Source organism: Actinoplanes sp. NPDC089786, assembly GCF_040684855.1.
Taxonomy (GTDB): Bacteria; Actinomycetota; Actinomycetes; order Mycobacteriales; family Micromonosporaceae; genus Actinoplanes.
The window spans coordinates 205,238-231,138 of sequence record NZ_JBFBGU010000005.1 but is presented as its reverse complement, the minus strand read 5'-3'; the positions used below and the strand labels follow the sequence as shown (position 1 = coordinate 231,138).

Below are 25,901 nucleotides of genomic sequence, written 5' to 3'. Positions count from 1 at the left end.
GGGCGGCCGATCAGGCCCGGAGCTTGGCGAGGGTGAGGACCTCGCCCCGGATGCCCCAGCCGCCGTCGGCGACCTCGTCGACCAGCACCATGGTGTTGGCCCGGACGGCGTCCCCGAAGGTCTCGGCGTAGAGATCGGTGACCCTGGTGATGAGCTGTTCCTTCTGCGCGGCGTCGAGCAGGCCGGCGGGAACCTTCAAATTCGCGAATGGCATGGGTACGAGCCTGCCCACGGCGGCCGGGCCCGACCAGTGGCCGGTTACCCGGGGGTCGGCAACCCCTGGGTGGCCGGGCCCGCGGGCGGCACACTGAGCTGGTGAACCTCGACGAACTCGGCGGCTTCCTCCGCTCGCGGCGGGCCCGGATCAGCCCGGCCGAGGTGGGTCTGCCGGCCGGACCACGGCGGCGTGTGCCGGGCCTGCGCCGGGACGAGGTGGCCCAGCTGGCCGGGGCGTCGGTCGACTACTACATCGAGCTGGAGCGTGGCCGCGGCGCCCAGCCGTCGGCGCAGATGCTGGCCGCGCTGGCCCGGGCGCTGCGGCTGGACGCCGACGAGCGGGACCACCTCTTCCGCCTGGCCGGCCGGAGCGCGCCGGCCGGCCACGGGACGGCCGCCCACGTGGCGCCGGCCATGCTCGCGCTGCTCGACCGGCTCGGCACCACGCCGGCCCGGATCATCACCGACCTGCACGAGACGCTCGTGCAGAACCCCCTCGCGACCGCCCTGCTCGGCCCGCCCGACGCGGCGAGCTTCGTCGAGCGGTGGTTCACCGAGCCGGGCCGCCGGGCGATCTATCCGGCCGAGGACCACCCGCACCACTCCCGGGTGCTGGCCGCCGACCTGCGGGCGGCGGTGGCCCACCGCGATCACGACGCCCGGTCCACCGAGATGGTGGCCCGGCTGCGCCGGGTCAGTCGAGAGTTCGCCGCCCTGTGGGACAGCGGCGACGTCGCCGTACGCCGGGGCGAACGCAAGCGGATCACCCACCCCGAGCTGGGTGTGGTCGACATCCACTGTCAGAACCTGTTCAGCGAGGACGGCCGGCAACGCCTGCAGTTCTTCACCGCGCCACCCGGCAGCGAGGCCGTGGAGCAGCTCCGGCTGCTGGCCGTGATCGGCGGCCGGCAGCTCACGCCGCCCCTGGGCTGAACCGCAGGCGGATCGTGCGGGCCTCGGGGCGCAGGGCGAAGCCGGGCCACACGTCCGGGCCGCAGGCGCGCGAGCCGAGGCCGTGCTGGGCCGCGTCGATGAACAGGTAGCTGGTCGTCGAGGGCGGCAGCTCGTGGGGGTGCGCGGCTCGCGCGATCTGCTGGGGGGTGTGCCGGCTCAGCGTGAAGCCGGGCCGCCGCCCGCGCGTGTCCGGGATCGTGGTGAGGGTCAGCCAGGGGTCATCGCCGCTGGTCAGGGTCAGACTTCGGACCTGCGAGCGGTGGCCGGTCTCCTGCGGGCGGGCGTAGGCGACCGAGAGCTCGTCGATCGTGGCGCGGTAGTGGCCCACCTGGGCGGCGCGCATGCTGTCCGGATACGACTCGTGCGGGCCGAGCCCGAACCACGAGGCGCCGTCCACGTCGCCGGGCAGGTCGAAGCGGACGCCGATCCGGGGCCACACCGTGGGCCAGCCGCTCGACGGGAGGATCTCGACCCGCACGGAGCCGTCGGCCGACCAGATCGTCTCCATCAGCACCGACAGCGCGGAATCGGCCGCGGCGACCCGGTCGACCGTGCGCAGCGCGTCGCCGGAACGCTCGACCGAGACCCGCCGGGTGGTCAGCCGGTCGAGCCCGGCACGCCGCCACACGTCGGCGCTGGACACGTCGGGACGGCTCTCGTCGCTGTCCTCGATCCGGTCGGACAGGCCCTCGTCGTTGTCGGTCGGCGCGCGGAACAGCTCCAGCCGCGGCCCGGTGGCGGGGCGGCCGGCCAGGCGTACCAGCGAACCGTTCTCGAACTCGAACGGACGCCACCCGGAGGAGACGCGGGCGGGCGCGACCGGAGCTTCGGAAGCGGGGCGCTGCGCGGTGGCGACGACGTGGCCCTCGGGCGCCCAGGCCGTCGCGGCGGCGAGGACGGCGTCGATGGTCAGCCACGCGGCGGGATCAGCGTCGACGGCCACCCGCACGCTGCCGCCCGGCGGGATCGGTGGCACCGCCAGGGCGGACGAGTCCCGCCGGACGAAGCGCAGGTCGGACGTGTCGGCCGAGTGCCGCAGGTTGTCGATCACCACGTCGGCGCCGTCGAAGGTGAGGCGGAGCGGCTGCACCACGGCCTTGAACTCGTGCAGGCCGGGCGTCGGGACGTCGTCGCTGAGCACCATCCCGTCCATCACGAAGTTGCCGTCGTGGACGACCTCGCCGAAGTCCCCGCCGTACCCGTAGAACGGCCGGCCGTCCGGCGTCGACGTGCGGATGCCGTGGTCACGCCACTCCCACACGAACCCGCCGTGCAGCCGCGGATGCCGGTGCACCAGGTCCTCGTACTGGTCGAGCGCGCCCGGCCCGTTGCCCATGGCGTGCGCGTACTCGCAGAGCAGGAACGGCTTGGTGCGCTGCCGGGCGCCCTGCGCCGGGGTGCAGCCGAGCAGCGGCGTACGCGACCCGTCGGTCCCGATCTGCTCGGTCTCGGTCACCGGCGGGTACATCCGCGAGTAGAGGTCGGTGTAGTCGCCGGTGTAGTCGCCCTCGTAGTGCACCGGCCGGCCGGCGTCGCGGGCATGCACCCAGGCCGACATGGCGGCCAGGTTGGCGCCGGTGCCGGACTCGTTGCCGAGCGACCAGATCACGATGCTGGGGTGGTTCTTGTCCCGTTCCACCGTGCGCTCGACGCGGTCGAGGTAGGCCTCACGCCAGGCCGGGTCGTCGCTCGGGTTGCCGTGCCAGCCGAGCTTCTCGAAGCCGTGCGTCTCGAGGTCGCACTCGAGGATCACCCAGAAGCCGAGCTCGTCGGCCAGGTCGAGCAGGCGCGGGTGCGGCGGGTAGTGGCTGGTCCGGATCGCGTTGACGTTGAACCGCTTCATCCGGGCCAGGTCCTCGCGGGCGTGCTCCTCGTCGAACACCCGGCCGCGCTCCGGGTGGGTCTCGTGCCGGTTCATGCCGTGGAAGACCACCCGGCGGCCGTTGACCAGGAACTGGTCGCCGCGGATCTCGACCGTCCGGAAGCCGAGCCGCAGCGTGACGGTCTCGGCCGCAGTGGACACCGTGGCGTCGTAGAGCATGGGTTCCTCGGCCGACCACGGCGCGACCTCACCCACGTCGACGGGTTCGCCCGCGACGACGACCTGCTCGATGTTCAGCGCCGGGATGCGCAGGGTGACGGGAGCGTCCGCGGTGACTTCGGGAAGAACAAGACCCCGCCCGTCCGTGTACGAGGTGCGCAGCCACACATCCTCGATACCCCCGGCCGGGCGCCCGATCAGCGTGACGTCCCGGAAGATGCCCGGCAGCCACCACTGGTCCTGGTCCTCCAGGTAGCTCCCGGCCGACCACTGGTGCACACGTACCGCGACGACGTTGGCCCCGGCGCGCAGCGACCCAGTCACGTCGAACTCGTGCGCGAGCCGGCTTCCACTCGCGGTCCCGACCTCGTCGCCGTTCACCCACACCCGGAACATCGACTCGACACCGTCGAACCGCAGCACCACCCGCTCGCACCCGGCCAGGTCGGCGGGCACGTCGACCTGGCGGCGGTAGTCGCCGGTGGGGTTCTCGTCCGGCACGTGCGGCGGGTCGATCGGGAACGGGTACTGGACGTTGGTGTAGATCGGCCGGCCGTACGCGCCGTCGCCGTGCAGCACCCAGTGCGCGGGAACCGGCAGGTCGTCCCAGCCGGCGTCGTCGAACGCCTCGGCCGCGAAATCCTCCGGCGCGGTCGCCGTCGGCGACAGCCGGAAGCGCCACGGCCCGTTCAGCGACAGGGCCGGGGCGTCCGAGCGCAACCAGGATCGGGCCGGCAGCGCGCCGTGATGAGGTCGAGGATCCGCGATGTACGCCACCCTACGAATCTCCCACGCGCCGAGCCGAAGATCGAGTCCTGCCGCCTCCGGAAAGCTCAGGCCGCGAGGGCCATCTCGGCCTTCTTCCGGCTGGTGGCGACGTAACGGGCGGTCCAGGCGAACAGGGCGCCGAAGGTGACCACGGTCAGCAGCGTGGAGATCCCGACCATGACCGAGATCGGCAGTGTGTAGACCAGCGCCACCCGGACCACGGCCTCGGCCAGCAGGCCGCCACCCCAGACCAGCGAGGTGACCCGGTAGCCGTGGCGGACCCGCGGATTCGACTCGTACGCCTCGGTCAGCTCGGCCGCCTGCCCCGGCCGCATGCTCTGCTGCGCGGCCAGGGTCAGCGGCCGGCCCCACAGCGCCGTGCCGACGAACACCAGGCCGATGATCGCCGCCATCGCCGAGTGCTTGACCAGCATCCAGCGCGGGTCGCCGGTGAGGAACGTGAACAGCAGCCCGACGCCGAACACGGCGGCCATCAAAGCCGAGAACGGGCTCAGCGCGCGGGCCCGCACGGCGACCCAGGCCAGCCGCGCCCCGGCGGCCAGCGTCCCGGCCAGCAGCGCGGTGGTGTCCCCGGCGCCGAGCGCGTGCAGCGCGTAGTAGGTGACCACCGGCAGGCCGAGGTCCCAGGCGAGCGAACGGATCAGGTCGCGAATTCCGTGTGTCATGCTTCGATGCTCGCCGCCCGAGGGGGTCGCGCGGGACGACCGACCCGCCGAGCCGCCCTGTCCACCGATCGATGGACAGGCCCTCCTACGGCCAGGGCGCGCTGCCGTTGGCCAGGCCCTTCTCCAGGTACTCGTGGAACCGCCGGGTGATCTCGGTCAGGATGTGCGGGTAGTCGTCGAGCGCGTCCGGGGTGCCCGGTCGGGTGACGATGTTGCTGCCCTCGAACAGGGCCTCGGCCGCGGCGTAGAGCGCGGCGTGGATCGCCTTGCGGGCGTCGGCGGCCAGCCGGACCTCGTGCGGCTTCGTCGGGTCGGGGATCCGGTACGGGATCGCCGGCACGGCCGCCTGGACGAAACGGGCGAAGCGGTTCGGGACGTTCGGCCTGGCCGGCTGCCCCGCGGGCGTACCGTAGAAGCTCTGCAGAATGTCGGACAGCGGCCGGTTGAGCGAGCGGTCGCGGACCATCGTGCCCGGGAAGTCGGGCGATCCGCCGTCCTGCCAGTGGTCGTTGACGGCGACCTCGGACTTGACCATGATCTGGGCGTCCATGTCGGACAGCAGGTCCTCCATCGAGACCTTGCTGTTCATCCGGGCGTTGAGCAGGGCGATGTCGTTCGCGGCCGGGTTCTTCTTCTTGTGGTCCGACCAGTCGACGAACCACGAGGCCAGGTCGCCGGTCCAGGTGAAGATGCCGGTGAGCGGCGCGCCGCTGACCTCCTGGAGCCCGCCGCCGAGGGTCGACGCCCCCTGCAGCGCGAGGTCGAGCGCGGGCAGGAAGTGGGCCGGGTCGAGGGTCTCGCCGGCCGGGGTCACGACGTTGTCGGTCGCGAACAGCCCGTTGAGCGCGGCCTGACTCAGCGGCGGGCTGGTCATCGGAACCACGGCGTCGTCACCGTCGATCGCCTTGTCGAACTTCGGGCCCGCCGTACCCGACGGGTTCATGCCCTTGGCGCCGCCCGGGGCGCCGGCGACGAAGTTGCTGTAGTAGAGGCGCCGCAGCCGGTGGATCACCTCGGCCTTGCCCGGGTACGCGGCCTCGACCTCCTTGACCCAGGCCACGTACTGGGCGAGCGGCGTGGAATTCTGCTTACGCGCGACCGTCGGCCCCTGCGGCCACCAGGGTGCGGGCGCCTGCGGGCCGGCAACCGGCGCCTGCGCGGCGGCCGGCGCCCGCTGCGCGACCAGCGCGGCGACGGCCCGGTTGCCCGCGGTCTGCTGCAGCATCGCCAGCCCGCCGGACGGGGCCGGCCGGCGCCCCGCCTCCTCGGCAGGCTCGTGTGTGGACAGGGGATCCGGGCGGCGCACTCGTCCAGGCACCCTCCCACGGTCCGCTCAATGACGTCCGCGGTCAAGGGACAGCCGGGCACTCACGGTCAACGCGTGCGGACAGTCCAGATAGGGCTGCCAGAACGCTCCGCCCGCCTCCTGCACCCCGGCCGCCGTCACCACCGGGCCCGCCCAGATGACGTCGGCGAACCCGGCCCCGGACAGGGCCGCGTCGATCGCCGCCCGCGACCAGACCCAGGCCGACACGGTCTCGTCCAGGCCGGCGTAGCACAGGTCGAGCGTGACCGGCTCCGGTTCGGTGCCGCGGGTGGCGCCGTACGTCCGGAACCCGTACCGCTCGTAGTAGTCCGGTTCGCGCCGCAGGGCCGGGTTGGACGGCAGAGTCACCAGCCGCCCGCCGGGACGCAGCGCCCGCGCCGCCGTCCGGCAGATGTCGGTGAGCCGGTCCAGATCCTCCGCGTACGGCAGGACGTACACGGCCAGCACGATGTCGAAGGCGCCGTCCAGGTCGGCGGGCAACGCGCCGGCCACGTACGAGACGCCGAGCGGGGACGACGCCTCGACCGACCGCGCGTGCTCGACCATGCCCTCGGTGGCGTCGAGACCGACCACCCGCGCGGCGCCGCGCTGCTTGAGCATCCGCGTGTAGCTGCCACTGCCGCAGCCGAGGTCGAGCACGTCCAGGCCGGCCACGTCCCCGAGGGTGGCGAACACGGTCGGGAACTCGAGTTGCCGGCGGAACGGCGAGGTCGAGAAGATGTCGTACACGCCGCCCAGCTGGTCGAACTGGGCGGCGGGGTCGAGGCCGGACATGGTCGCTACTGGAAGTCGCAGCCGGGGTTCGGCGCGTCCTCGGAGAACGGCGAGCCGGTCGGCAGCACGTAGAGGACCTCCAGCACCACTGGGGTCCGGCCCTTGTTCACACCGATGTGGACGTTGCCCGGGCCGCTCGGCTCCTGGATGTGGCTGCCGCGCGGGTACACGCCGTCCGACTCGCAGGTCGCGTCGAAGTGGCTGAGCGTGCCCTGCTTCACCCGGCCGTAGAGGCTGCCGTCGTGGTAGTGCCAGCCCGTCGCCTGGCCCGCCGGAATGGTGATCTCACGCAGGATGTAGTCGGTCGGCCCGATCGTGGTCTGCCACTTGATCGTGCCGACGACACCCGGGCCGGGCGGGGTGGCCTGGGCCGGCGTACCCATCAAGACCGTGGCGCCGACGACCGCGGCCGCGACGATTGCTGTTCTCTTCACGACGTGCATAACGGCTGATTCGCCCCGGAGTTCACCGCACCCTGAACCTTTTGCCCGGGTTCAGCCCCAGGCCTACCAGAGCCAGCGCAACGCCTCCTCTCGGCAGCGGCGCCGCCGCGGCCTCCAAACACACCCTCCGTGACCTCCACACCCACCCGCCAGTCCTCCCCCGCCCCGTTTGCTCTGCGCACTCATACTCACCCCCTCGCCCACCTGCGACTTCGCACCCGGCCCGCCGAACCTTCCCGCCGGCCTGGTCACTGCGGGTGATCCGCCAGAACGGCACCGCCTCGTTCCCGCTCTGCGCACCTATCTGCACCCCAGGCTTGACCTGGGCGAACACCGGACGAACGCCGGTTCCACCGGGCAAGGACGGCCGGCGGCCGGCTTGCGACCGCAGACGGCGACACGCGATCCACGTCCCTGAGGCGGGGCGGGGGGGTACGTATATGTGCGCAGAGCAAAGTACCGGCGGGCGGGGATGTGAGGGCCGGGGCGAGCGGTGGGCAGGGAGGGGACGGGGTCAGCGGTCGATGGCGGCGACCTCGTCGGGGGTCAGCGTCAGCTCGGCGGCGGCCAGGTTGGTGCGCAGGCGGTCGTTGTTGGCGGATTTCGGGATCACCACGATGTCGTGGGCCAGGTGCCAGGCCAGGACCACCTCGGCCGGGGTGACGCCACGCGCCTCGGCGATCCCGCGCAGCGTCTTGTCGCGGAGGTTGCTGCGCTTGATCGGGCTGTAGCCCTCCACGGTCACGCCGCGCTCCTGCTGGGCGGCCAGGTAGGCCGGGTCGTGCTGGGACGGCGACCAGGGCACCTGGTTGACCGCGGGGGTGACGCCGGTGGCCTCGACGAGTTCGTCCAGCTGGGCGACGCTGTAGTTGCTCACGCCGGCCGCGCGCACCCGGCCCGATGCGACCGCGTCGACCAGCGCCCGCCAGGTCGGCGGGGAGGCGGTCCGGTTCGGCGGCCAGTGGATCAGCCAGAGATCGATGTGGTCGACGCCCAGCGCGCGGAGGCTCTCGTCGAGCACCACGGACGGCTCGTGGGCCCGCTCGGGCGGCAGTTTGGTGGTGATGAAGACCTCGGCGCCCGAGTCGCGGACCGCGCGGCCGACCTCGGCCTCGTTGCCGTAGCTGGTCGCGGTGTCGAAGTGGCGGTATCCGAGGTCGATCGCGCTGCGCAGGGCCGCATACCCCTTCTCGCCCCGCAGCCCGTAGGTTCCGAGCCCGATCATCGGCATCTGCACGCCGTCGGCGACGGCAACGGTAGGAACGTTGGTCATGACCAAGTATGGTTCCCCCGTGCGGTGGTCGCGCGACTCCTTGATCGCCGCGGTGGTGGTCGGGCTCTCCTTCACCCCGTGGGTGCGCGACAAGGGCACCATCCTGGGCTGGGACACGCCCCAGCGGCCGTTCGACCTGCTCGCGGCGGCGCTCGTCGTCGCGCAGGGGCTCCCGCTCGCCGTCCGGACGCGCTACCCGGTGCTCGGCCTGACGCTCGTGTCGGCGGCTTTCTCGGCGTACCAGCTGATGGGTTTTCGACCCACCTTCGCCAGCGTCGCGCTCTACCTCACGCTGTTCACGGCGGGTGCGCGGCAGCGACGGCATCGGTGGGTCACGGTTGGTGCGTGGGTTGTCGGGTACGCCGGGCTGTGCGCCGCGTTCGTGCTGCTGGGGGCGCCCCCGGTGATCGAGTACGTCTACTACTTCGCCATCCCGGCGGCCTGCTGGCTGGGTGGGAGCTGGGCCCGGGGCGAGGTGCTGCGGCGCGAGGAGCAGCAGCGGCACGAGATGGAGTCGCGGTTGCGGGACGAGCGCGAGCATCTGGCCCGCGAGCTGCACGACGTGGTGACCCATCACGTCACGGCGATGATCATGCAGGCCGACGCGGCGCGGTTCGTGCCCGCCGGCGACCGGTCCGGCCTGCGGGCGATCGGTGACACCGGCCGCCGCGCGCTGACCGACCTGCGGCAGTTGCTGAACGTGCTGAGCCCGACCGGCGAGGCGCCGCGGACCCCGTCGACCGGCCGGATCGTGGAGCTGGTCGAGCAGACCCGGCTGGCCGGGCAGCCGATCGAGCTGGTGACCGAGGGTGAGATCGACTCGGCGGTCGCCTACCGGGTGGTGCAGGAGGCTCTGACCAACGCGCTGAAGCACGCGCCGGGCCGGGCGACCGTGGTGCGGGCCACGCCCTCGTCGGTCGAGGTGAGCACCGCGGGGCCGTCCGCGCCGGGCTGGGCTCCGGGCCGCGGCCTGGACGGGCTCCGGCGGCGGGTGCGCCTCGTCGGCGGTGACCTCGACGTTCACCGGGACGCCGGCGGCGCCTTCGTGGTGCGGGCGACGCTGTGACGATTAGGCTGCTGGTCGCCGACGATCAGGATCTGGTGCGGGCGGGCTACGTGACGATCCTGTCCTCGCAGCCCGACTTCGAGGTGGTCGGTACGGCCGCCGACGGCGCCGAAGCGGTCGAGCGGGCCCGCCGGCTCCGCCCGGACGTGGTGATCATGGACATCCGGATGCCGCTGCTGGACGGCATCGAGGCCACCCGGCGGCTGGCCGGACCGGACGCGCCCCCGGACGGCCCGCGGGTGCTGGTGGTGACCACGTTCAACCTCGACGAGTACGTGTTCGAGGCGATCCGGGCCGGCGCCAGCGGCTTCCTGCTCAAGGACACCCCGGCCGAGACCATGATCGAGGGGGTACGCACGGTCGCGGCCGGCCACGCCCTGCTGGCGCCCGAGGTCACCCGGAACCTGATCGGTCACTTCGGCGCTCGCCTCCGCCAGGACGACCGCGCGACGGCGGACGTCCTGGCGGCGCTGACCGAGCGCGAGGCCGACGTGCTCCGGCTGGTCGCCGCCGGTCTTTCCAATCCGGAGATCGCGGCGGCGCTGTTCATCGGCCGGGAGACGGTCAAGTCCCACGTGTCACGCATCCTCACCAAGCTGAACCTGCGCGACCGGGTGCACGCCGTCGTGCTGGCTCACCGGGTCGGGCTCACCGCCGGCCCGGATCCACGATGAACTCCAGCGCGAGCCGCAGGCCCTCGGGCATCTGCACCGGCGTGTGCCCGGCGCCGGTCACCTCGACCACCCGCGCGTGCCGGAACTGGGCGGCCGCCGCGCGCCCGGACGCGGTCGGGGTGTTCGCGTCCAGGTCACCGCTGAGCACCAGCACCGGCACGTCGGGCAGGCGGGCGCCGGGGGCGAACGGCGGCTTCGCGGTCGGGTCGTCCGGCCAGCGCAGGCAGGCGCCGGTGTCGAAGGCGGTGCGGGTGACCCAGGCCCGCGGCGAGAATGGCGCGAAGTCCCGAGGGTCGAGCCGCGCCACGTGCCGCTCGTAGTCGCGCCGCCGCTCGGCCGGGCGGTCGCCGTAGTCGAATACGCGTGGGTAGTCGTGGCAGCTGGTGGCCCAGCTCAGCGGGATCGACACCCCTTGCGGGCCGATCTCCACCGTTTCCGCCTCGGTGACGAGGTGGGCCCGGACCACGTCCCGGATCGGTTCGAGGTTCCCGCGCCGGGCCTCGGCCACGGCCCGCGCGAGTCCCAGCTGCGCCGTCTCGTTGGGCTTCACCGAGTACATCTTCCCGACCGCCCCCGCGAGCGCCCACTCGTCGAGCACGACCCGATGCGTCTTGGTCCCGTACTCGACGTCGACCGTGGTGGGATCCTTGCGCAGCCGCGTGGCGAGCTCGCCGAGGTCACGCAGGACGGTCTTTCCTTCGCAGGCTCCGGTACGGGCGCAGACCAGCGTGATCGCCCGCCGCAGCGCCGTCGCGGCCACCGCCTCGCTGGTCTCGCCGTTGACCGCGTACGCGCCGGCCAGCGTGATCGACCGCACGTGCCGCGGATGCCGCTGCGCGTACACCGGCATCAGATAGGTCCCGTAGGACACCCCGAGCAGATCGAGACGATCAAGACCGAGCGACTCGCGTACGTCGTCGACGTCATCCGCCACCGCGGCGGTCCCGTAGTAGCGGGCCTTGGCGCCCAGCTGCCGCCCGCAGTCGCCGATGGCCCGCCGCTGCGCCTCCAGCCCCTGGAACACCGGGTCCGGTCCGGCCAGCGCCGGGCAGCTCAGCGGATCCGAGCGGCCGACCCCGCGCGGGTCGATCAGCAGCAGGTCACGCCGGTCGAGGATCGGGTCGAGGGCCGCCGCGAAATCCTTGCCGGTCAGGTCGATCGTCGACGTACCCGGGCCGCCGGGGTTGGGCACGATCGTGCCGAGCGACGGCTTGTCCTGCTCGCGGCGGGGCACCAGCACGTACGCCACGGTCGTGGTCCCGGCCCTGGGGTTCGCCCGGTCGAGCGGGACGGTGACGCTGCCGCATCGCGCGCCGGGCAGGTCTGAGCAGGGTTCCGGCGCCGGACTCGTGGATGCGTAGGCCGCCGCTCCCCCGGTCAGGGAGAGCGCGATCGCCAGGACCGCGGCTAGTTTCTTCATGCCGTCGACGCTAGGGATCGGCGGCCGTGCGATCGTCACCCTCGTGCGCCTGCCCGCCCTCCCCCAGCTGGGGGATCGATCGACCCGACCCGGGCTGGATCACCGGCGGCGTGATCTTGACGTCCGGCGGCCGGCGCCGACCTTCCGCCGGGCCCCGGCCGTGACGTTCCGCCGGGCCTCGGCCGTGACCGGGAGCGGCTGGGGGTCGGCGCCGGTGGGTGCCGGTCGCGGGCGGCGGAGGACGGCGTGTTCCAGGGCCGTCCACGCCGCCGACGTCACCAGGTAGAGGCCGGCGGCCAGCGGCATGATCAGGAGGGCCGGGACGCTCAGGTAGGGCAGCCAGGTCATCCAGGCCGGCGTCTCCGGGTTGAGCCGGCGCATCCGCCGCGACGACCACCAGGCCAGGGCCGCCGACAGGGCGATCAGCACGGCGAACACCGGCACGGCCGCGGTGACGTGCGCGGTCAGCGGGTGGCCGAACAGCGACCCGGCGATCAGCCCGTCGCTGCTGACCCGGTACATCAGCATGAAGAACGGCGCCTGCGCGATCGCCGGGAGCAGCGGGCCGAGCGGGCTGATCCCGTGTGCTCGCTGCAGTTCGAGCTGGGCGGTGGCCAGCCCCATCGGGTCGTTCTTGTGCTTGTCCCGCAGCGCGGCCAGTTGCGGGGCGAGCGTGGCCCGGCGGCGCTCGCCGCGGACCTGCCAGTAGGTGAGCGGGCTGATCAGCAGCCGGACGGCGACGGTGAACAGGACGATGGCCAGCGCGGGTGTGGAGAAGGCGGCCAGCAGGTCGATGATCGAGTGGGCAAAGTGCGTGAAAAAGGACATGGGAGTACCCCTGCGTTCCACAAAAGGCGAGATGGACGCGGAGGCGGCCGGCGTGTTGCCGATAGGTGCGCAGAGCTGCTCTGCGCACCTATCGGCAACGGGCGGCCGCCGGGTACTCGGTCGGGGCTCGGGGGCGCGGACGACCGGCCGCGTCGGGGTCGCTCAGACGCGGCGGGCGGGCGACGGCGCGGGTGCGCAGGCAGGAGGCGACGCCGACCGTACGGGAACTCGGCAGGCTGACCCCGGCGGCCGCGACCACCACCAGCAGCGCGGCGGCGACGACGGCCAGGCTCAGCACGAACTGGGCGGCCGAGTCGGAGGTTCCGGGCAGCACCGGGCCCAGCAGCAGCCAGAGCGCCTGTGCCATCACGCCGACCACGCTATCCCCCGGCCGCAAGGATGGTCAGCCCCGCCCGAACGCCTTGTCCTGGCAGGCGTCGACCTTCTTCATCTGGTTCTCCGGCGGCAGGCTCTCGAAGGTCAGGTAGCCGTCGCTCTCCCAGGCGTCGATGCCCTGCGACCGGGTGCAGGTGACCCAGTCGCGGAGCTTGTCGGCGTACGCCGGGTCGAGGCGCTTGGCCCGCTCCCAGACCTGCTCGGGCTCCTTGTTCGCGCACAGCTTCTCGGCCTGCTTGTACCTGGCCTCGAAGGCGGGGTCGACGTTCGCCTTCGCTGCCCCGCCGGTCGAGTCGGCGGCCAGCTTCCGCTTCTCGGCGGTGCCGGCGCCGTTCTTGTCCAGGCAGCTCAGCCACAGCTGCATGAGGCGATCCTTCTCGTCGTCCGACGTGTCGGTGCGGATCAGCGGGCGCTCGGACGACGACGAGGGCGCGGACGACGACGAGGGCTGCGGCGGCTTGATGCTCACCACCGACGCGACGTCGTCCGAGGACGAGTCGTCGGCGCCACCGGAGCAGCCGGTGAGCAGGAGAGCGACGGCCAGAACGGCGCCGGTGATGCGTACCTTCATCGTGGGTTCCTTCCCAGGGACAGTTGATCAGGCCGAGGCAAGCGCGGCGGTCGGGGTCAGCCGGGCCGCGCGGATCGACGGGTAGACGCCGGCGATGACGCCGACCAGGACGGCGCCGCCGAGGGCGGCGGCCAGGGCGCCGGCCGGGATCACGACCGGCCAGTGCTGACGGGTGGCGTAGACCGCGGTGCCGGCCACCCCGAGCAGGGCGCCGGTGACGCCGCCCAGGGCCGAGAGCACCACCGACTCGGTCAGGAACTGCACGCGGATCTGGCCGCGGCTCGCGCCCAGCGCCCGGCGCAGCCCGATCTCGGAGCGCCGTTCGAGCACCGAGATGACCATCGTGTTGGCCACCCCGATGCCGCCGACCAGCAGCGCGACCAGGGCCAGGCCGACGAACAGCAGGGAGAACGAGCGTTCGGTCGCGCGCTTGGCCGCGAGCGCGTCGGACGGCAGCGTGACCAGCACCTTGCTCGGCTCCTCGGGGTTGACCGTGGCCGGCAGCACGGCGCGTACCGATTCGATGGCCGACTCGCGCGCCCGCAGGTAGAGCACGGTCGGCCGGCCGTCGAAGCCCAGCACGCCGCGGGCCGCCTCCCAGCTCACCAGCACCGAGCGGTCGATCTCGGGCGACAGCGGCGTGGGCGCGAGGACCCCGACCACGCTGAACCACGAGTCGGCCACGGCGATCTGGCGGGGAGGACCGTTGACGGGTACGGCGGGAATGCCCAGCCGCGCCGCCGCCACCGAGCCGAGCACCACCGTCGGGAACTTCCCGCCGTCCAGGAAGCGCCCGGACAGCAGGTGTCCTTCGAGCGCGTCGAGCAGGTCGGGGCGGCCGGCCAGCACGGTCAGCCCGGAGCCGTCCCGGGGGTCGGTCAGGTTCGAACGGCGGGCCACGGTGTTCAGGTTGGCCACCGCCGAGACGCTGGTCACCGGCCCGATCCGGGACACCATGGCGACCGAGGCGGCGGGCAGGGCGGCCCGGTCGACCTCCCGGTCCGGCGCCGGCATCACCTGGAGCAGGTTGGGGCCGAGCGCGGCCAGCTCGTCCATCAGCGCCCGCTCGCTGGACGCCGGGATGCTGGTGACCGCGACCATGGTGGCGATGCCGACGGCGATCCCGAGGGCGGACAGCACCGCCCGCATCCGCCGGATCCGCAGCCCGATGGTGCCCAGCGACAGCAGGTCGAGCGGCGCCAGCCGGACCGGGCGGATGTCGGTCATCGCCGATCACCGGCCGTCTCCACGATGCGGCCGTCGCGCATCTCGACGCGGCGCGGCAGGCGGGCGGCGATCTCCCGGTCGTGGGTGATGACCGCGATCGTCGCCCCCTCGGCGTGCAGCCGGTGGAACAGCTCGAGCACGGCCTGGCCGTTGGCGGTGTCCAGGGCGCCGGTCGGCTCGTCGGCCAGCAGCAGCGCGGGCTCGTTGACGATCGCGCGGGCGATGGCCACCCGCTGCCGCTCGCCGCCGGAGAGCTCGTGCGGGCGGTGGGTGATGCGGTGCGCGAGGCCGACCCGGTCGAGCGCGGCCTCGGCCAGGGCGCGGCGGCGCCGGCGTGGCACCCCGGCGTAGAGCAGGCCGGTGGCGACGTTCTCGGCCGCGGTCAGCCCGTCGGTCAGGTGGAACTGCTGGAACACGAAGCCCAGCCAGCGCCCGCGCAGCGCGGACAGCCGGCGGTCGCCCAGCGTCGCCACGTCGTGGCCGGCCACCTCGACCGACCCGTGGCTGGGCCGGTCGAGGGTGCCCATGATGCTCAGCAGCGTCGACTTGCCGGAGCCGGACGGCCCGACGATCGCGGTCAGCTCGCCGCGCTCGATGTCCAGGCTGACCCGGTCGAGCGCGACCACACCGCCGGGATAGACCTTCCCGGCGTCCCGCAGCGAGACCACCCGGCTCATGAGGTGGTCACCACCGCGAGGCCCTCGGTCAGCCCGTCGCCGGTGACCTCGACCAGGCCCATCGCGAACAGTCCGGTCTCCACCGGCAGCAGCGTGTTGTCCGGCCGCTGGACGGCGTAGCCGCCCTCGCGCAGGGCGAGCAGGGCGGTGACCGGCACGGCCAGCACGTCCGACCGGGTCTCGCCGGTGACGGTGATCTCGACGTCGCCGCCGTCGAGGGTGACCGCCTTCCCGGGCTGGATCGTCACCGCGACCTGCTGCGGGGCGCCCGGCTGCTGGCCGTCCGGGGTGGCCGCGACGGACGCCACCGCGCCGATCGTGCCCGGGGCCGAAGCGCCGTCCGGCATCCGCAGGGTGACCTTGGCGCCGGTCTTCAGCGAGGCCGCTTCCGGGGCGTCGACCTGGGACGACACCACCTTCGAGGTGCGGGTCACGGCCAGCAGGGGCCCGTCGGCGTTGTCACCCACGACGGCGGAGACCGATTCGACGCGTACGGATTCCGGCATCACCACCAGATCGCCGACCTCCAGCACCCCGTCGACCGGCAGCCCGATGTCGCTCTGCCACCGCTTGATCGCCTTGATCAGGGTTGCGGTGAGAACGGCCTCGCCCGCCCGGACGGTCACCCGCCGGGGTGGCGGGGCGGGTTCACCGGCCGGCGGCGGCTCGGCGGGCAGGGTCACCACGGATCCGGGGCGCGGCTGGAGGCCCGTGGCGTACCCGAGGGCTCTGAGGTTCTTGCGCACCATCGCGACGTCACGACCGACGACGCCCGCCGACAGGGTCCGGTACAGCGGCGGGCTGCCGTAGAACAGCGGCACCGGGTCGTCGTTCACCTGGAACATCGTCGCGCCGCGCTTGACCACCTGACCGGCGCGCGGCAGCGAGGTGACCACGCCGGCGCGCCCGCCCTTGACCACCCGCGGCGTGCCGTAGCCCAGCGATCCGTGCAGGGTGCGGCTGGTCGACAGGTTCGTGCGGGCGACCTCGACGGTCTGCACGGCGATGGTGGCGGCGCGCGGTACGGGAGGGCCCTCCGTGCCGCGCGCCCAGACCACCACGCCGGCCGCCGCGAGCACCACGAATCCGGTGAGCGTGACGGCGACGAGACGGGGCTTGGCTGGCATGGCGACGATCGTGGCGGACGATCTACAGGAACTTGTCGGGACGGCCGGATTCCTCCGCGGCGGTCCTATAGTCGGCGCCGTGGCAGCTCACGTACTGGTCGCCGAGGACGACCGCACGCACGCCGAGATCCTCCGTCGCTATCTGGAGTCGGCCGGTTACCGCACGACGATCACCCATGACGGCCCGACCGCGCTCGACCGCACCCGGCGCCTGGCACCGGACCTGCTGCTGCTCGACGTGATGATGCCGGGGATGAACGGGCTCGACCTGTGCGAGGTGCTGCGGCGGGAGTCGGCCGTGCCGGTGCTGATGCTGACCGCCCGGGCCGGCGAGGACGACCTGCTGGCCGGCCTGGGCCGCGGCGCCGACGACTACCTGACCAAGCCGTACCGGCCGCGGGAGCTGCTCGCCCGGATCCAGGCGCTGCTGCGCCGGCATCAGCGCGACGGCCAGGAGCACGACGTGCTGCGGCTCGGCCCGATCGCGGTCGACCGGCCCCGTCGCGAGGTGACCGTGGACGACCGGCCGATCGACTGCACGCCGGACGAGTTCGCGATCCTGACCACGATGATGCGCCGGCCCGAGCGGGTGTTCAGCCGGGCCGCCCTGCTCCAGGCGACCAGCGGCTACGACAAGGAGTCGGCCGAGCGCGCCATCGACACCCACGTGTCCAACCTGCGCCGCAAGATCGAGCCGAACCCGCGCCGCCCGGTGCACCTGCTCACCGTGTACGGCGTCGGCTACAAACTGGCGGCCGGATGAGACACAGCCTGATCGCCCGGCTGCTGGCCACCTCGCTGCTGATCGCCGTCTGCGCGATCGCCGCCACCGCCTGGCTGACCATGCAGCTCACCAAGCAGGCGGTCACCCAGGAGCAGAGCCGCACGCTCTCCGCCGACACCGACATCTACGACGCGCTGATCGAGTACGCCGCCACCCACGACAGCTGGGACGGCGCCCAGGCCAAGGTCGAGCGGCTGGCCGACCTGACCGGCGCCCGGATCGCGCTGACCACCCCCGACCGGCGCCGGATCGCCGGTTCGCCGGTCGACGCGCTGGACGCCGCGGTGGTCTCCGACGTGCCCACCGCGACCGTCGACCCGCTGTTCCTCGACCCGGGGATCGCCCGCAACACCGGCGGCCGGATCGACGCGCGGGCGGTCGGGCCGTACCGGCTGACCGAGGACGAGCGCCGGACCCTGCAGAAGGCCGCGGTGAGCTATGTGGACTGCCTGCGTTCGGACCGGGTGGCGGCCGAGGTCGTCGACACCCCGAGCGGCCGGCCGGTGGTCCGCCGGATCAGCGCCGACCCGGCGACCGGGACCGGCTGTGCGGACGAGAGCGCGACGCCGACCGGCTCGGAGCGCAAGCCGCTGGCCGACCTGACCCGTCTGGTCCAGCGGTGCACCGGCGAGGACCTGACGCTCACCCCGCTGTTCGGCGTGCGGTACGCGCGCGCCCCGAACCCCGATTCCCAGCAGGAGCTCGACCGCTGCGTCGGTGACAGCCGCCGCGAGCAGTTGCGGCCGTACGTCGCCCCGCCGGCGCTGCTCTTCGTCACCGGCCGGGCCGCGCCCGCCCCCTCGGTCGACCTGTCCCCGGTCAACCAGCTGCGGATCGCCGGCACCACCGGCATCGTGCTCGTGCTGGCGGTGATCGCGACCGTGCTGGTCGGCCGGCGCCTGGTCCGCCCGCTGCGGCTGCTGACCGAGGCGGCCCGGCAGCCCACCGACCGGCAGGGCCGGGTGTCGGTGACCACCCGCGACGAGATCGGCCACCTGGCGACGGCGCTGAACGACCTGTCGGCCCGGCGGGAGGCCCTGGAGGAGCAGCGCACGGCCATGGTCAACGACATCGCGCACGAGCTGCGTACCCCGCTGACCAACATCCGCACCTGGCTGGAGACCGCCCGGGACGGCGCGGTCGAGCTGGACGCCGAGGCGGTCGGCCTGCTCGTCGAGGAGGCGATCCAGCTGCACCACGTGGTCGACGACCTGCGCGACATCGCCGCCGCCGACGCGGGCAGTTTGCGCATCCACCGTGAGCACAGCTATATCCGCGAACTGCTGCTGGGGCGGCCCGAGGCCGAGGTGATCGCCGACCCCGACCTGATGGCGTACGTCGACCCGGTCCGCATGCGCCAGATGGTCGGCAACCTGGTCTCCAACGCCCTGCGCCACACCCCGCCGGACGGCCGGGTGACCATCCACGCCGAGGTCACCGGCGACCGCCTGACCATCGCGGTGACCGACACCGGGCCGGGGATCGCGCCCGGGGACCTGCCGAAGGTGTTCGACCGCTTCTGGCGCGCGGACGGCTCCCGCAGCCGCGCCACCGGCGGCAGCGGCCTGGGCCTGTCGATCGCCCGCCGGCTGGCCCGGGCCCACGGCGGCGACATCACGGCCACCAGCCGCCTCGGCCGGGGCAGCACGTTCACCATCGACGTGCCGGTCCGATAGCTCGCCGCCATTGTCTCTCCATCTGGGAATAACGTTTTCCGGGGTCCCCTAGCAGCTCGCGCCGGCAATCCCCTAAGCCCCTAATCCGGTTTATCGCCGGCCCCCCTTGATCGCCCGCCCGGCACCGGGGGCCATCCACCGGCGCGCCCGCGTACCAGCGCCGGATTCGCTGCTCAACAAGCGTTTCCGGCGATCCGGAGGGAGAGCGGCGCGTCGGCTGCGGCCTGATCGCGGAGTGACCGCCCGCTCACTGCGTTGCCCGGCAAACCAGCCGGAAGATGTCCGGGAAGATGGTCACGCTGGACATTCCATGGTCATTCACTAAAGTGAGCGTGCCTCCACACCGGACAATTTGTCACCGCGACCGAGGACGGCCATGCCCGACAAACCACATCCGCCGATGGCTCCGGCCTCGGAACACGACGCCCTTCCCGGCCAGCTGATCTGGCTGATCACGCTGCCGTCGATCGCCACGGTCACCCTCTTCGCCGTGACGATCGGCTACCTGCGCGGGCGGAACGGGCTCCAGCCCACCTTCGTCGTGCCCTACCTGGTGGCGATCGCCGCCATCGTGATCGCGGCGGCGGTCGCGGTCCGGCTGACCCGCAAGGCCGGCCAGCGATCGGCCGAGCTGCGGGCGACCGCCGTCGAGACGAACTCGGCGCTGGCCGGCGCGCACGCCGAGCTGAGCGAGGCCCGGTCCGAACTGGACCGGCTGGAGAAGTCGCTGCACGAGGCCGAGGTCCGCCCGGTGCTGGCCGCGAAGTCCGAGTCGCAGGCGGCCGGTCGCCAGGTCGAGGTCTTCGTCAACCTGTCCCGGCGGCTCCAGTCGCTGGTGCACCGCGAGATCAAGCTGCTCGACGCGCTGGAGAACGAGGTCGAGGACCCCGACCTGCTCAAGGGCCTGTTCCAGGTCGACCACCTGGCGACCCGCATCCGCCGGCACGCCGAGAACCTGGCCGTCCTCGGCGGGTCGGTCTCCCGGCGGCAGTGGAGCCGCCCGGTCGCCCTGACCGAGGTGCTGCGCTCGGCGATCGCCGAGGTGGAGCACTACTCCCGGGTCAAGCTGGTGCCGCCGATCGAGGGCACGGTGCCCGGCCACGCCGTGGCCAGCGTGATCCACCTGGTCGCCGAGCTGATCGAGAACGCGACCATGTTCGCGCCGCCGCAGACCAACGTGGTGATCCGGGTCGAGCTGGTGGCGGCCGGCGTGGCCATCGAGGTCGAGGACCGCGGCCTCGGCATCCAGCGCACCGACCAGGACCGGCTCAACCAGCTGCTGGCCAACCCGGAGGACATCAACCTCGACGACCTGCTGCGCGACGGCCGGATCGGGCTCTTCGTGGTCTCCATGATCGCCCGGCAGCACGGCATCCTGGTGCGCCTCCAGAACAACATCTACGGCGGTACGCAGGCCGTCGTCATCCTGCCCCAGGTGCTGATCGCCTCGGCCGCCGAGCCCGAGCGCACGGAGCGCCCCGAGCGCCGCGTCCGGCCGGACAGCCTGGCCCAGCACACCATCGAGTTCGCCCAGCACGGGAGCTGGCCGGCGTTCCAGGCCAGCACCCCGACGAACCGGCCGCGGGTGATCAACGGGAGCGCGAACGGAAGCGCGAACGGCAACGGGAACGGCCACAGCCACAGCCAGCCGGTCCCCCCGCCGCCGGCGGCCACCGACGGGCGCCCGCCCCTGCCCCGGCGCCGCGGCCAGACCCACATGGCCCCGCAACTCCAGCTCGGCCCGCCCAAACCGCCGCAGGACCCGGTGGGTGAGCACGACACCGGCCTGATGGGGTCGTTCATGAACGGCGTCTCGATGGGCGAGGCCGACCAGCCACGCCCCGATCACCACGGCTGACCAGCGCACCATCACCACACAAGGAAGGGTTCGGCCCCTATGTCGAGCACTGATCCGATGCGCCCCGCCCAGGACCTCGTCTGGCTCCTGTCCGGGCTCGTCGATCGCGTCCCGGACACCCGCAGCGCCCTGCTCCTCTCGTCCGACGGACTACGCAAGGCCGCCCACGGGCTCGACACCGACGGCGCGGACCACCTGTCCGCGGTCGCTTCCGGCATGTTCTCGCTGGCCCGCAGCGCCGGCGTCCGGTTCGGCGGCAGCGAGGTGGTGCGCCAGGTGGTGGCCGAGCTGGACGAATCGCTGCTGTTCGTCTCGGCGGCCGGCTCGGGGGCGGTGCTGGCGGTCATCGCCGGCAAGCAGGCCGACCCGGGCGTGCTCGGCTACGAGATGGCGCAGCTGGTCAAGAGCGTCCGGCCGTACCTATCCACGCCCACCCGCCACGAGGCTGACTTCCCGGTCGTCGTACCCGGCCGTTGAGCATGCCGAGCACCGACGACGAGCACTGGTTCGACGATGCCGCGGGCCGGCTGATCCGGCCGTACACCGTGAGCAACGGCCGGACCGAGCCGACGCTCCGGATGGAGCTGCTCTCCTTGGTCATGGCGACCGGGCGGCCCGCGCACAACCAGCTCGGCCCGGACCATTCGCTGGCGCTGGGGCTGTGCGGCCAACCCACCTCGGTGGCCGAGATCGCGGCGCGGCTGCGGCTGCCGGCGGTGGTCACCAAGATCCTGCTCTGCGACCTCGTCGACTGCGGGGCCGTGGACACCCGAGCGCCCGACCCGATTGCCGATCCCACCAACCCGGCGGTACTGGAGACCATCCTCGATGCCCTACAACGACGGCTCTGACATCTTCCCGTCCGCGCTCAAGCTGCTGATCGCCGGCGGTTTCGGCGTCGGCAAGACGACGTTCGTGGGCTCGGTCAGCGAGATCGCGCCGCTGCGTACGGAGGAAATCCTCACCACCGCGAGCATCGGCACCGACGACCTGTCCGGGGTCGAGCGCAAGTCCACCACCACCGTGGCCATGGACTTCGGCCGCATCACGATCAGCAGCGAGTACGTGCTGTACCTGTTCGGCACGCCCGGGCAGGAACGGTTCTGGTTCATGTGGGACGAGCTGTGCAACGGCGCGATGGGCGCGGTGGTGCTGGCCGACACCCGGCGGCTGGAGGACTGCTTCGCGGCGGTGGACTTCTTCGAGTCGCGGGGCATCGCCTTCCTGGTGGCGGTGAACGAGTTCGACCTCGACTACCGGTACGAGCCGGACGACGTCCGCGGCGCCCTCGACCTCAAACCGGAGACCCCGGTGATCTTCTGCGACGCCCGCGACCGCAAGTCCGCCCACGGCGTGCTGATCAGCCTCACCAAACACCTTCTGGACAGCCAGATCGCACGCGACACCGTCCCTCACAACGGAGCATCGGCATGAGTTACGAGTTCTCCGCCCACAACCCCCTGACCCCGATCGACTCGGAGGTGCCCACCCGGATGCGCCGCCTGAGGCAGCTGGGCCTGGGTGACGCGCCGGTTCCCGAGTTCGACGAGTTCGCGCGCCGGCTCAGCGAGGTGGCCAACGCGCCGTACTCGTTCGTGAACTTCATCGGCGAGGACCGGCAGTACTTCGCCGGGCTGCACGTCGCCGCCGCGCCGCCCGGCGCCCCACCGGCCGCCGAGCTGCCCCGGAGCATGGACCGGGAGCACGGCTACTGCCCGCATGTCGTGGTGCGGCGCAAGGCCCTGGTGCTGGACGACGTCTGCGACTACCCCCGGTTCGCCGGCAACCCGGTGGTCGACGAGATCGGCATCCGCTCGTACCTGGGCGCGCCGCTGATCGACCGCACCGGCACCGCCCTGGGCACGATCTGCGTGGTCGACGTGGAACCGCGGCCCTGGGGCCGCGCCGGGCTGGAGACCATCAAGTCGCTGGCCGCCGATCTGATGAACCAGATCAATTCCCGAGAGCTTTAATCCGGTTGGTGGGTAGAGGGCGAGGCGGGGTGGTGGCCCGCCTCGCCCGCCCGCCGTCCGTGCACCAGATCGATGTCCCATCACGCACGTCGACAGGAGCAAAGTATGGACACTGAGGATCCGGCGAAGCGAATGCTGGGCTTCCTGCGCGAGTACGCGCGGAAGTTCCTCAATTCCCGGCTGATGGATGAGCGTCGCTCGCTACCGCCGGCACTGGTCTCGGACTTCGCCGAGGTCGGTCTGCTGGGTCTTCAGATCCCCCGGAGCTACCAGGGCCAGGAACTGTCCCACTCGGACATGAACCGGGTCTTCACCCAGCTGGGCGCGATCGACGCCAATCTCGCGGTGCTCTGCGTCGTGCAGAACACGCTGGGCACCCCGCCGATCGTGCTGGCCGCGAACGAGGCGGTGAAGCAGGACGTGCTGCCGCGCCTGGCCACCGGGCGGGCGCTGACCACGAGCGCGATCAGCGAGCCGGGCATCGGCTCGCACGTCCGCGGGATGGACACGTCGGCCCGCCGGAACCCGGACGGCGGCTACACCATCAACGGCGCCAAGAAGTGGATCTCGCTGGGCGGCGACGCGCGGTACGTGAACGTCTTCGCGAAACTCCACGACGAGCACGGCCAGCCCCTGGGCATCACCGGTTTCCTGGTCGACAGCCGCACGCCCGGCTTCCAGGTCGGGCCGGAGATGCTGACGCTGGGCCTGCGCGCCCTCCCGCAGTACGACCTGGCCTTCGCCGACCTGCGGGTGCCGGCCTCGGCCCGGCTGGGCGACGAGGGATCCGGGGCGGCCATCGCCAAGACGGCGTTCATGGCCGGCCGGGTGGTGCTGGCCGCGAGCACGCTCGGCGCGGCGATGCGGTCGCTCGAGCTGGCCCAGCGCTTCGCCACCGGTCGTACGATCGCCACCGGCTCGATGGCCGAGAACGGCCGCATCCGGCAGATCCTGGCCGAGGCCGGCGCCGCGGTCCAGGCGGTCGAGGAGCTGCTCGCCCGCATCGCGGCGTGGCGCGACGCGGGTGAGGACGTCCCCGACGCCTGGTACTTCTGCGCGAAGATCCTCGGGTGTGAACTGGCCTGGAGCGCGGTCGACTCGGCTCTCCAGGTGATGGCGGCGCGAGGCTTCCTCGACACCAACACCGTCGGTCAGCACTTCCGCGACTTCCGGCTGTTCCGCATCTTCGAGGGCTCGACCGAGGCGATCACGGTCTACCTCGGCACCGTGATGCGCCGGAACCCGGCCGGCTTCCTGGCCCTGGTCGATCGGCTCCGGCCCGGAGCCGAGGTACGGGAGCTGGCCGGCCAGGTCGCGCAGCTGATCGCCGACCCGCCCGGCGACGCCGCGGCCCGGCACGTCCACGCGTCCGTGGTCGGCGACCTGGTCTGCTGGACGATGATGGCCATGGTGACCAGCGGCGCCGCCGGCCGGTCCCCGATGCACGCCTACACCGCCCTGTGGGCCGAGCGGCAGCTGCGTGACCGCCTGCGCAGCGCGCCGTACGACCTCGACGAGCGGAGCCTGCCGACCGCGGCCGAGTTCGCCGACCATGTGGGCGGCTTCGGCGAGGCCATCGGTGACATCGACCAGAAGCGCTGGCCGGCCGAGGAGTGGCGGGCCGACCCGCTGCTGATCGGCTAGGACAGCCCCCGGAACCCGCGGCGGGCCGGCGGTTCGAGAGCCCCGCCGGCCCGCCGCGCTGTCCTCAGACGGCGCTGTTGTCAGGCCGCGCTGTCCTCAGGCCACGCTGTACGGCGCCGCTACGTCGAGGATCCAGGTGACGCCGAACCGGTCGGTCAGCATGCCGAACGCGGGCGCCCACCGGGCCGGGCCGTAGGGCTCGACGATGGTGGCGTCCTTGGCCAGCTTCTCCCAGTAGCCGCCGACCTCCTCGACCGAGTCGCCGCGCACCGACAGGAAGAACGGCGAACCGGTCAGCGTCACGCCGTTCTCGCGGCTGGTCGGCGACGCCGGCGCGGGCGCGGGGCCGGCCTGGCCGGGCACGTCGTAGGCCATCACCCGGAAGCCGTTGTCGGCCGCCACCTGACCCCAGACGACCTTGTCGGCGTCCGGCGCGTCCTGGGGCAGGCCGAAGTCGCCGTACGCGATGACCATGATCTGGCCACCGAACACGGACTGGTAGAACTCCAGCGCCTCGCGGGCGTTGCCGCGGAAGTTGAGGTGCGTGGTGGTGGTGATGCTCATGACGACTCCGATCTCGTTTCTCGCTGACGGAAACAAAGATCGCAGCCATAGGTGCCAGGGTGTGGCCGCTACTTCACGAGAGCCAGGTAACCGTCCTCCAGGTTGGGCTCCACCGTCTCGGCGCCGGCGGCCGGGGACACCGGGGCCACGACGCGATAACGCATCCCGGCCGCGTGCGGCACCGCCGAGACGATCGTGCCGCCGGTCGGCGCCGGGCCGGCCGTGATCACCGACCAGACGCGGTCCGAGGCCCGCGAGGTCAGCTCCTCGACGGTGCCCCGGAAGACCAGGGCGCCCGAGGCCAGGACGGCCAGCTCGCGGCAGGTCTGGGCGACGTCGTCGACGATGTGCGTGCTCAGCAGCACGGTGCGGTCCCCGGCGAGCTGGGCCAGCAGGGTCCGGAAGCGGATCCGCTCCTCCGGGTCGAGGCCGGCCGTGGGCTCGTCCACGATGAGCAGCCGGGGGCCGGCGAGCAGCGCCTGCGCGATGCCGACCCGCCGGCGCATGCCCCCGGAGTAGCCCTTCAGCTTGCGGCCGGCGTCGCCGGTCAGCGCCACGATCTCGAGCACCTCGCCGACCCGGCGTCGCCGCTCGGTCCGGTCGTCGATGCCCTTGAGCAGGGCCACGTAGTCGAGGAACTCGCGGGCGCTCAGGTCCGGGTAGACGCCCAGCTCCTGTGGCAGGTAGCCGAGCACCCGCCGCACCGCGGCCCGCCCGGCCCGGGTGGTCACGTCGTGCTCACCCACCCGTACCGAACCTCCGGTCGGCCGCAGCAGACCGGCCAGGATCCGCATCAGCGTGGTCTTGCCGGCGCCGTTCGCGCCGAGCAGGCCGAACATGCCGGTCGGCACCTCCAGGCTCAGCCCGTCGAGCGCGGTCACCCCGCCCCGGTACCGCTTGGTCAGACGATCGATGTCGATGCGCAACGGAGGCT

The 25,901-nt window shown here is 72.6% G+C and carries 27 protein-coding genes; 11 read left to right on the top strand and 16 right to left on the bottom strand.

Annotated features, from left to right (window positions below; translation table 11 throughout):
• Positions 1-10: 10 nt before the first annotated feature.
• Positions 11-214 carry a 4-oxalocrotonate tautomerase family protein gene (locus tag AB0O15_RS19460; RefSeq protein WP_364320155.1) on the bottom strand — a complete coding sequence of 68 codons (204 nt, stop codon included), beginning with the start codon at positions 212-214 and terminating at the stop codon, positions 11-13.
• A gap of 101 nt (positions 215-315) precedes the next feature.
• Between AB0O15_RS19460 and AB0O15_RS19455 the strand changes: the two genes are divergently transcribed.
• Positions 316-1,149, top strand: coding sequence for a helix-turn-helix domain-containing protein (locus tag AB0O15_RS19455; RefSeq protein WP_364320154.1), 834 nt, complete (start codon positions 316-318; stop codon positions 1,147-1,149).
• Here the strand turns inward: AB0O15_RS19455 and AB0O15_RS19450 are convergent.
• From AB0O15_RS19450 to AB0O15_RS19425, 6 genes are all read right to left on the bottom strand, one after another.
• Positions 1,130-3,988: a glycoside hydrolase family 2 TIM barrel-domain containing protein gene (locus AB0O15_RS19450; protein ID WP_364320152.1), complete on the bottom strand. Its 2,859-nt coding sequence runs from the start codon at positions 3,986-3,988 to the stop codon at positions 1,130-1,132. The genes AB0O15_RS19455 and AB0O15_RS19450 overlap by 20 nt on opposite strands.
• A gap of 56 nt (positions 3,989-4,044) precedes the next feature.
• Positions 4,045-4,665 (bottom strand): VC0807 family protein, encoded by a 621-nt coding sequence (locus AB0O15_RS19445; RefSeq protein ID WP_364320150.1) that lies wholly within the window; start codon positions 4,663-4,665, stop codon positions 4,045-4,047.
• A gap of 85 nt (positions 4,666-4,750) precedes the next feature.
• Positions 4,751-5,983: a hypothetical protein gene (locus tag AB0O15_RS19440; RefSeq protein WP_364320148.1), complete on the bottom strand. Its 1,233-nt coding sequence runs from the start codon at positions 5,981-5,983 to the stop codon at positions 4,751-4,753.
• A 15-nt stretch (positions 5,984-5,998) separates the two neighbouring features.
• Complete coding sequence (locus AB0O15_RS19435; protein ID WP_364320146.1) at positions 5,999-6,766, bottom strand: methyltransferase domain-containing protein; 768 nt, start codon at positions 6,764-6,766, stop codon at positions 5,999-6,001.
• Positions 6,767-6,771: 5 nt separating this feature from the next.
• Complete coding sequence (locus AB0O15_RS19430; RefSeq protein ID WP_364320144.1) at positions 6,772-7,209, bottom strand: cupin domain-containing protein; 438 nt, start codon at positions 7,207-7,209, stop codon at positions 6,772-6,774.
• Between the two features lie 514 nt (positions 7,210-7,723).
• Positions 7,724-8,482, bottom strand: coding sequence for an aldo/keto reductase (locus tag AB0O15_RS19425; protein WP_364320142.1), 759 nt, complete (start codon positions 8,480-8,482; stop codon positions 7,724-7,726).
• A gap of 19 nt (positions 8,483-8,501) precedes the next feature.
• On the opposite strand from AB0O15_RS19425, the gene AB0O15_RS19420 reads away from it, so the two are divergent.
• A complete protein-coding gene (locus AB0O15_RS19420) occupies positions 8,502-9,548 on the top strand; it encodes a histidine kinase (protein WP_364320140.1) in 1,047 nt (348 codons plus the stop codon).
• A complete protein-coding gene (locus AB0O15_RS19415; protein ID WP_364320138.1) occupies positions 9,545-10,222 on the top strand; it encodes a response regulator transcription factor in 678 nt (225 codons plus the stop codon). The genes AB0O15_RS19420 and AB0O15_RS19415 overlap by 4 nt, the downstream gene beginning before the upstream one ends.
• On the opposite strand, the gene AB0O15_RS19410 is transcribed toward AB0O15_RS19415, so the two are convergent.
• From AB0O15_RS19410 to AB0O15_RS19380, 7 genes are all read right to left on the bottom strand, one after another.
• Entirely contained in the window at positions 10,197-11,642 is a 1,446-nt protein-coding gene (locus AB0O15_RS19410; RefSeq protein ID WP_364320136.1) for an alpha/beta fold hydrolase, read from the bottom strand. The two genes, AB0O15_RS19415 and AB0O15_RS19410, sit on opposite strands and share 26 nt — an antisense overlap.
• Before the next feature lie 99 nt (positions 11,643-11,741).
• The gene (yidC, locus tag AB0O15_RS19405) at positions 11,742-12,470 is read right to left on the bottom strand and encodes a membrane protein insertase YidC (RefSeq protein ID WP_364320134.1); all 729 of its coding nucleotides are present in this window, start codon (positions 12,468-12,470) and stop codon (positions 11,742-11,744) included.
• 88 nt (positions 12,471-12,558) lie between these two features.
• A complete protein-coding gene (locus tag AB0O15_RS19400) occupies positions 12,559-12,837 on the bottom strand; it encodes a DUF6412 domain-containing protein (protein ID WP_364320490.1) in 279 nt (92 codons plus the stop codon).
• Between the two features lie 36 nt (positions 12,838-12,873).
• Positions 12,874-13,437, bottom strand: a complete 564-nt coding sequence (locus AB0O15_RS19395; RefSeq protein WP_364320132.1) for a hypothetical protein — start codon at positions 13,435-13,437, stop codon at positions 12,874-12,876.
• 27 nt (positions 13,438-13,464) lie between these two features.
• Positions 13,465-14,664 carry an ABC transporter permease gene (locus AB0O15_RS19390; RefSeq protein WP_364320130.1) on the bottom strand — a complete coding sequence of 400 codons (1,200 nt, stop codon included), beginning with the start codon at positions 14,662-14,664 and terminating at the stop codon, positions 13,465-13,467.
• Positions 14,661-15,341: an ABC transporter ATP-binding protein gene (locus AB0O15_RS19385; protein WP_364320128.1), complete on the bottom strand. Its 681-nt coding sequence runs from the start codon at positions 15,339-15,341 to the stop codon at positions 14,661-14,663. Before AB0O15_RS19385 ends, AB0O15_RS19390 begins: the two co-directional genes overlap by 4 nt.
• On the bottom strand, positions 15,338-16,468 hold the full coding sequence (locus AB0O15_RS19380) for an efflux RND transporter periplasmic adaptor subunit (protein ID WP_364320126.1): 1,131 nt from the start codon (positions 16,466-16,468) through the stop codon (positions 15,338-15,340). Before AB0O15_RS19380 ends, AB0O15_RS19385 begins: the two co-directional genes overlap by 4 nt.
• A 79-nt stretch (positions 16,469-16,547) precedes the next feature.
• Between AB0O15_RS19380 and AB0O15_RS19375 the strand changes: the two genes are divergently transcribed.
• The 8 genes from AB0O15_RS19375 to AB0O15_RS19340 all read left to right on the top strand — a co-directional run bounded on the left by AB0O15_RS19375 (position 16,548) and on the right by AB0O15_RS19340 (position 24,403).
• On the top strand, positions 16,548-17,231 hold the full coding sequence (locus AB0O15_RS19375; RefSeq protein ID WP_364320124.1) for a response regulator transcription factor: 684 nt from the start codon (positions 16,548-16,550) through the stop codon (positions 17,229-17,231).
• On the top strand, positions 17,228-18,928 hold the full coding sequence (locus AB0O15_RS19370; protein ID WP_364320122.1) for a HAMP domain-containing sensor histidine kinase: 1,701 nt from the start codon (positions 17,228-17,230) through the stop codon (positions 18,926-18,928). Before AB0O15_RS19375 ends, AB0O15_RS19370 begins: the two co-directional genes overlap by 4 nt.
• Positions 18,929-19,304: 376 nt before the next feature.
• The gene (locus AB0O15_RS19365; protein WP_364320120.1) at positions 19,305-20,786 is read left to right on the top strand and encodes an ATP-binding protein; all 1,482 of its coding nucleotides are present in this window, start codon (positions 19,305-19,307) and stop codon (positions 20,784-20,786) included.
• 39 nt (positions 20,787-20,825) lie between these two features.
• Complete coding sequence (locus AB0O15_RS19360) at positions 20,826-21,263, top strand: roadblock/LC7 domain-containing protein (RefSeq protein ID WP_364320118.1); 438 nt, start codon at positions 20,826-20,828, stop codon at positions 21,261-21,263.
• 2 nt (positions 21,264-21,265) lie between these two features.
• The gene (locus tag AB0O15_RS19355) at positions 21,266-21,637 is read left to right on the top strand and encodes a DUF742 domain-containing protein (RefSeq protein WP_364320116.1); all 372 of its coding nucleotides are present in this window, start codon (positions 21,266-21,268) and stop codon (positions 21,635-21,637) included.
• On the top strand, positions 21,615-22,220 hold the full coding sequence (locus tag AB0O15_RS19350; RefSeq protein WP_364320114.1) for an ATP/GTP-binding protein: 606 nt from the start codon (positions 21,615-21,617) through the stop codon (positions 22,218-22,220). The genes AB0O15_RS19355 and AB0O15_RS19350 overlap by 23 nt, the downstream gene beginning before the upstream one ends.
• The gene (locus tag AB0O15_RS19345; RefSeq protein WP_364320113.1) at positions 22,217-22,759 is read left to right on the top strand and encodes a GAF domain-containing protein; all 543 of its coding nucleotides are present in this window, start codon (positions 22,217-22,219) and stop codon (positions 22,757-22,759) included. Before AB0O15_RS19350 ends, AB0O15_RS19345 begins: the two co-directional genes overlap by 4 nt.
• 105 nt (positions 22,760-22,864) lie before the next feature.
• Positions 22,865-24,403, top strand: coding sequence for an acyl-CoA dehydrogenase family protein (locus AB0O15_RS19340; protein WP_364320111.1), 1,539 nt, complete (start codon positions 22,865-22,867; stop codon positions 24,401-24,403).
• Between the two features lie 96 nt (positions 24,404-24,499).
• Here the strand turns inward: AB0O15_RS19340 and AB0O15_RS19335 are convergent, their stop codons facing one another.
• Together AB0O15_RS19335 and AB0O15_RS19330 are read right to left on the bottom strand one after the other, a co-directional pair.
• The gene (locus tag AB0O15_RS19335; RefSeq protein WP_364320109.1) at positions 24,500-24,967 is read right to left on the bottom strand and encodes a VOC family protein; all 468 of its coding nucleotides are present in this window, start codon (positions 24,965-24,967) and stop codon (positions 24,500-24,502) included.
• A gap of 68 nt (positions 24,968-25,035) precedes the next feature.
• Positions 25,036-25,893, bottom strand: coding sequence for an ABC transporter ATP-binding protein (locus tag AB0O15_RS19330; RefSeq protein WP_364320107.1), 858 nt, complete (start codon positions 25,891-25,893; stop codon positions 25,036-25,038).
• Positions 25,894-25,901: the final 8 nt, after the last annotated feature.

Excerpts from the sequence above, each read along its gene's own strand:
- AB0O15_RS19380 (WP_364320126.1), bottom strand. The coding sequence starts at position 16,468 with ATGCCAGCCAAGCCCCGTCTCGTCGCCGTCACGCTCACCGGATTCGTG.
- AB0O15_RS19335 (WP_364320109.1), bottom strand. The coding sequence starts at position 24,967 with ATGAGCATCACCACCACCACGCACCTCAACTTCCGCGGCAACGCCCGC.
- AB0O15_RS19355 (WP_364320116.1), top strand. The coding sequence starts at position 21,266 with ATGCCGAGCACCGACGACGAGCACTGGTTCGACGATGCCGCGGGCCGG.
- AB0O15_RS19365 (WP_364320120.1), top strand. The coding sequence starts at position 19,305 with ATGCCCGACAAACCACATCCGCCGATGGCTCCGGCCTCGGAACACGAC.
- AB0O15_RS19340 (WP_364320111.1), top strand. The coding sequence starts at position 22,865 with ATGGACACTGAGGATCCGGCGAAGCGAATGCTGGGCTTCCTGCGCGAG.
- AB0O15_RS19430 (WP_364320144.1), bottom strand. The coding sequence starts at position 7,209 with ATGCACGTCGTGAAGAGAACAGCAATCGTCGCGGCCGCGGTCGTCGGC.
- AB0O15_RS19370 (WP_364320122.1), top strand. The coding sequence starts at position 17,228 with ATGAGACACAGCCTGATCGCCCGGCTGCTGGCCACCTCGCTGCTGATC.
- AB0O15_RS19395 (WP_364320132.1), bottom strand. The coding sequence starts at position 13,437 with ATGAAGGTACGCATCACCGGCGCCGTTCTGGCCGTCGCTCTCCTGCTC.
- yidC (WP_364320134.1), bottom strand. The coding sequence starts at position 12,470 with ATGTCCTTTTTCACGCACTTTGCCCACTCGATCATCGACCTGCTGGCC.
- AB0O15_RS19360 (WP_364320118.1), top strand. The coding sequence starts at position 20,826 with ATGTCGAGCACTGATCCGATGCGCCCCGCCCAGGACCTCGTCTGGCTC.
- AB0O15_RS19390 (WP_364320130.1), bottom strand. The coding sequence starts at position 14,664 with ATGACCGACATCCGCCCGGTCCGGCTGGCGCCGCTCGACCTGCTGTCG.
- AB0O15_RS19400 (WP_364320490.1), bottom strand. The coding sequence starts at position 12,837 with ATGGCACAGGCGCTCTGGCTGCTGCTGGGCCCGGTGCTGCCCGGAACC.
- AB0O15_RS19385 (WP_364320128.1), bottom strand. The coding sequence starts at position 15,341 with ATGAGCCGGGTGGTCTCGCTGCGGGACGCCGGGAAGGTCTATCCCGGC.
- AB0O15_RS19425 (WP_364320142.1), bottom strand. The coding sequence starts at position 8,482 with ATGACCAACGTTCCTACCGTTGCCGTCGCCGACGGCGTGCAGATGCCG.
- AB0O15_RS19435 (WP_364320146.1), bottom strand. The coding sequence starts at position 6,766 with ATGTCCGGCCTCGACCCCGCCGCCCAGTTCGACCAGCTGGGCGGCGTG.
- AB0O15_RS19345 (WP_364320113.1), top strand. The coding sequence starts at position 22,217 with ATGAGTTACGAGTTCTCCGCCCACAACCCCCTGACCCCGATCGACTCG.
- AB0O15_RS19445 (WP_364320150.1), bottom strand. The coding sequence starts at position 4,665 with ATGACACACGGAATTCGCGACCTGATCCGTTCGCTCGCCTGGGACCTC.
- AB0O15_RS19460 (WP_364320155.1), bottom strand. The coding sequence starts at position 214 with ATGCCATTCGCGAATTTGAAGGTTCCCGCCGGCCTGCTCGACGCCGCG.
- AB0O15_RS19350 (WP_364320114.1), top strand. The coding sequence starts at position 21,615 with ATGCCCTACAACGACGGCTCTGACATCTTCCCGTCCGCGCTCAAGCTG.
- AB0O15_RS19410 (WP_364320136.1), bottom strand. The coding sequence starts at position 11,642 with ATGAAGAAACTAGCCGCGGTCCTGGCGATCGCGCTCTCCCTGACCGGG.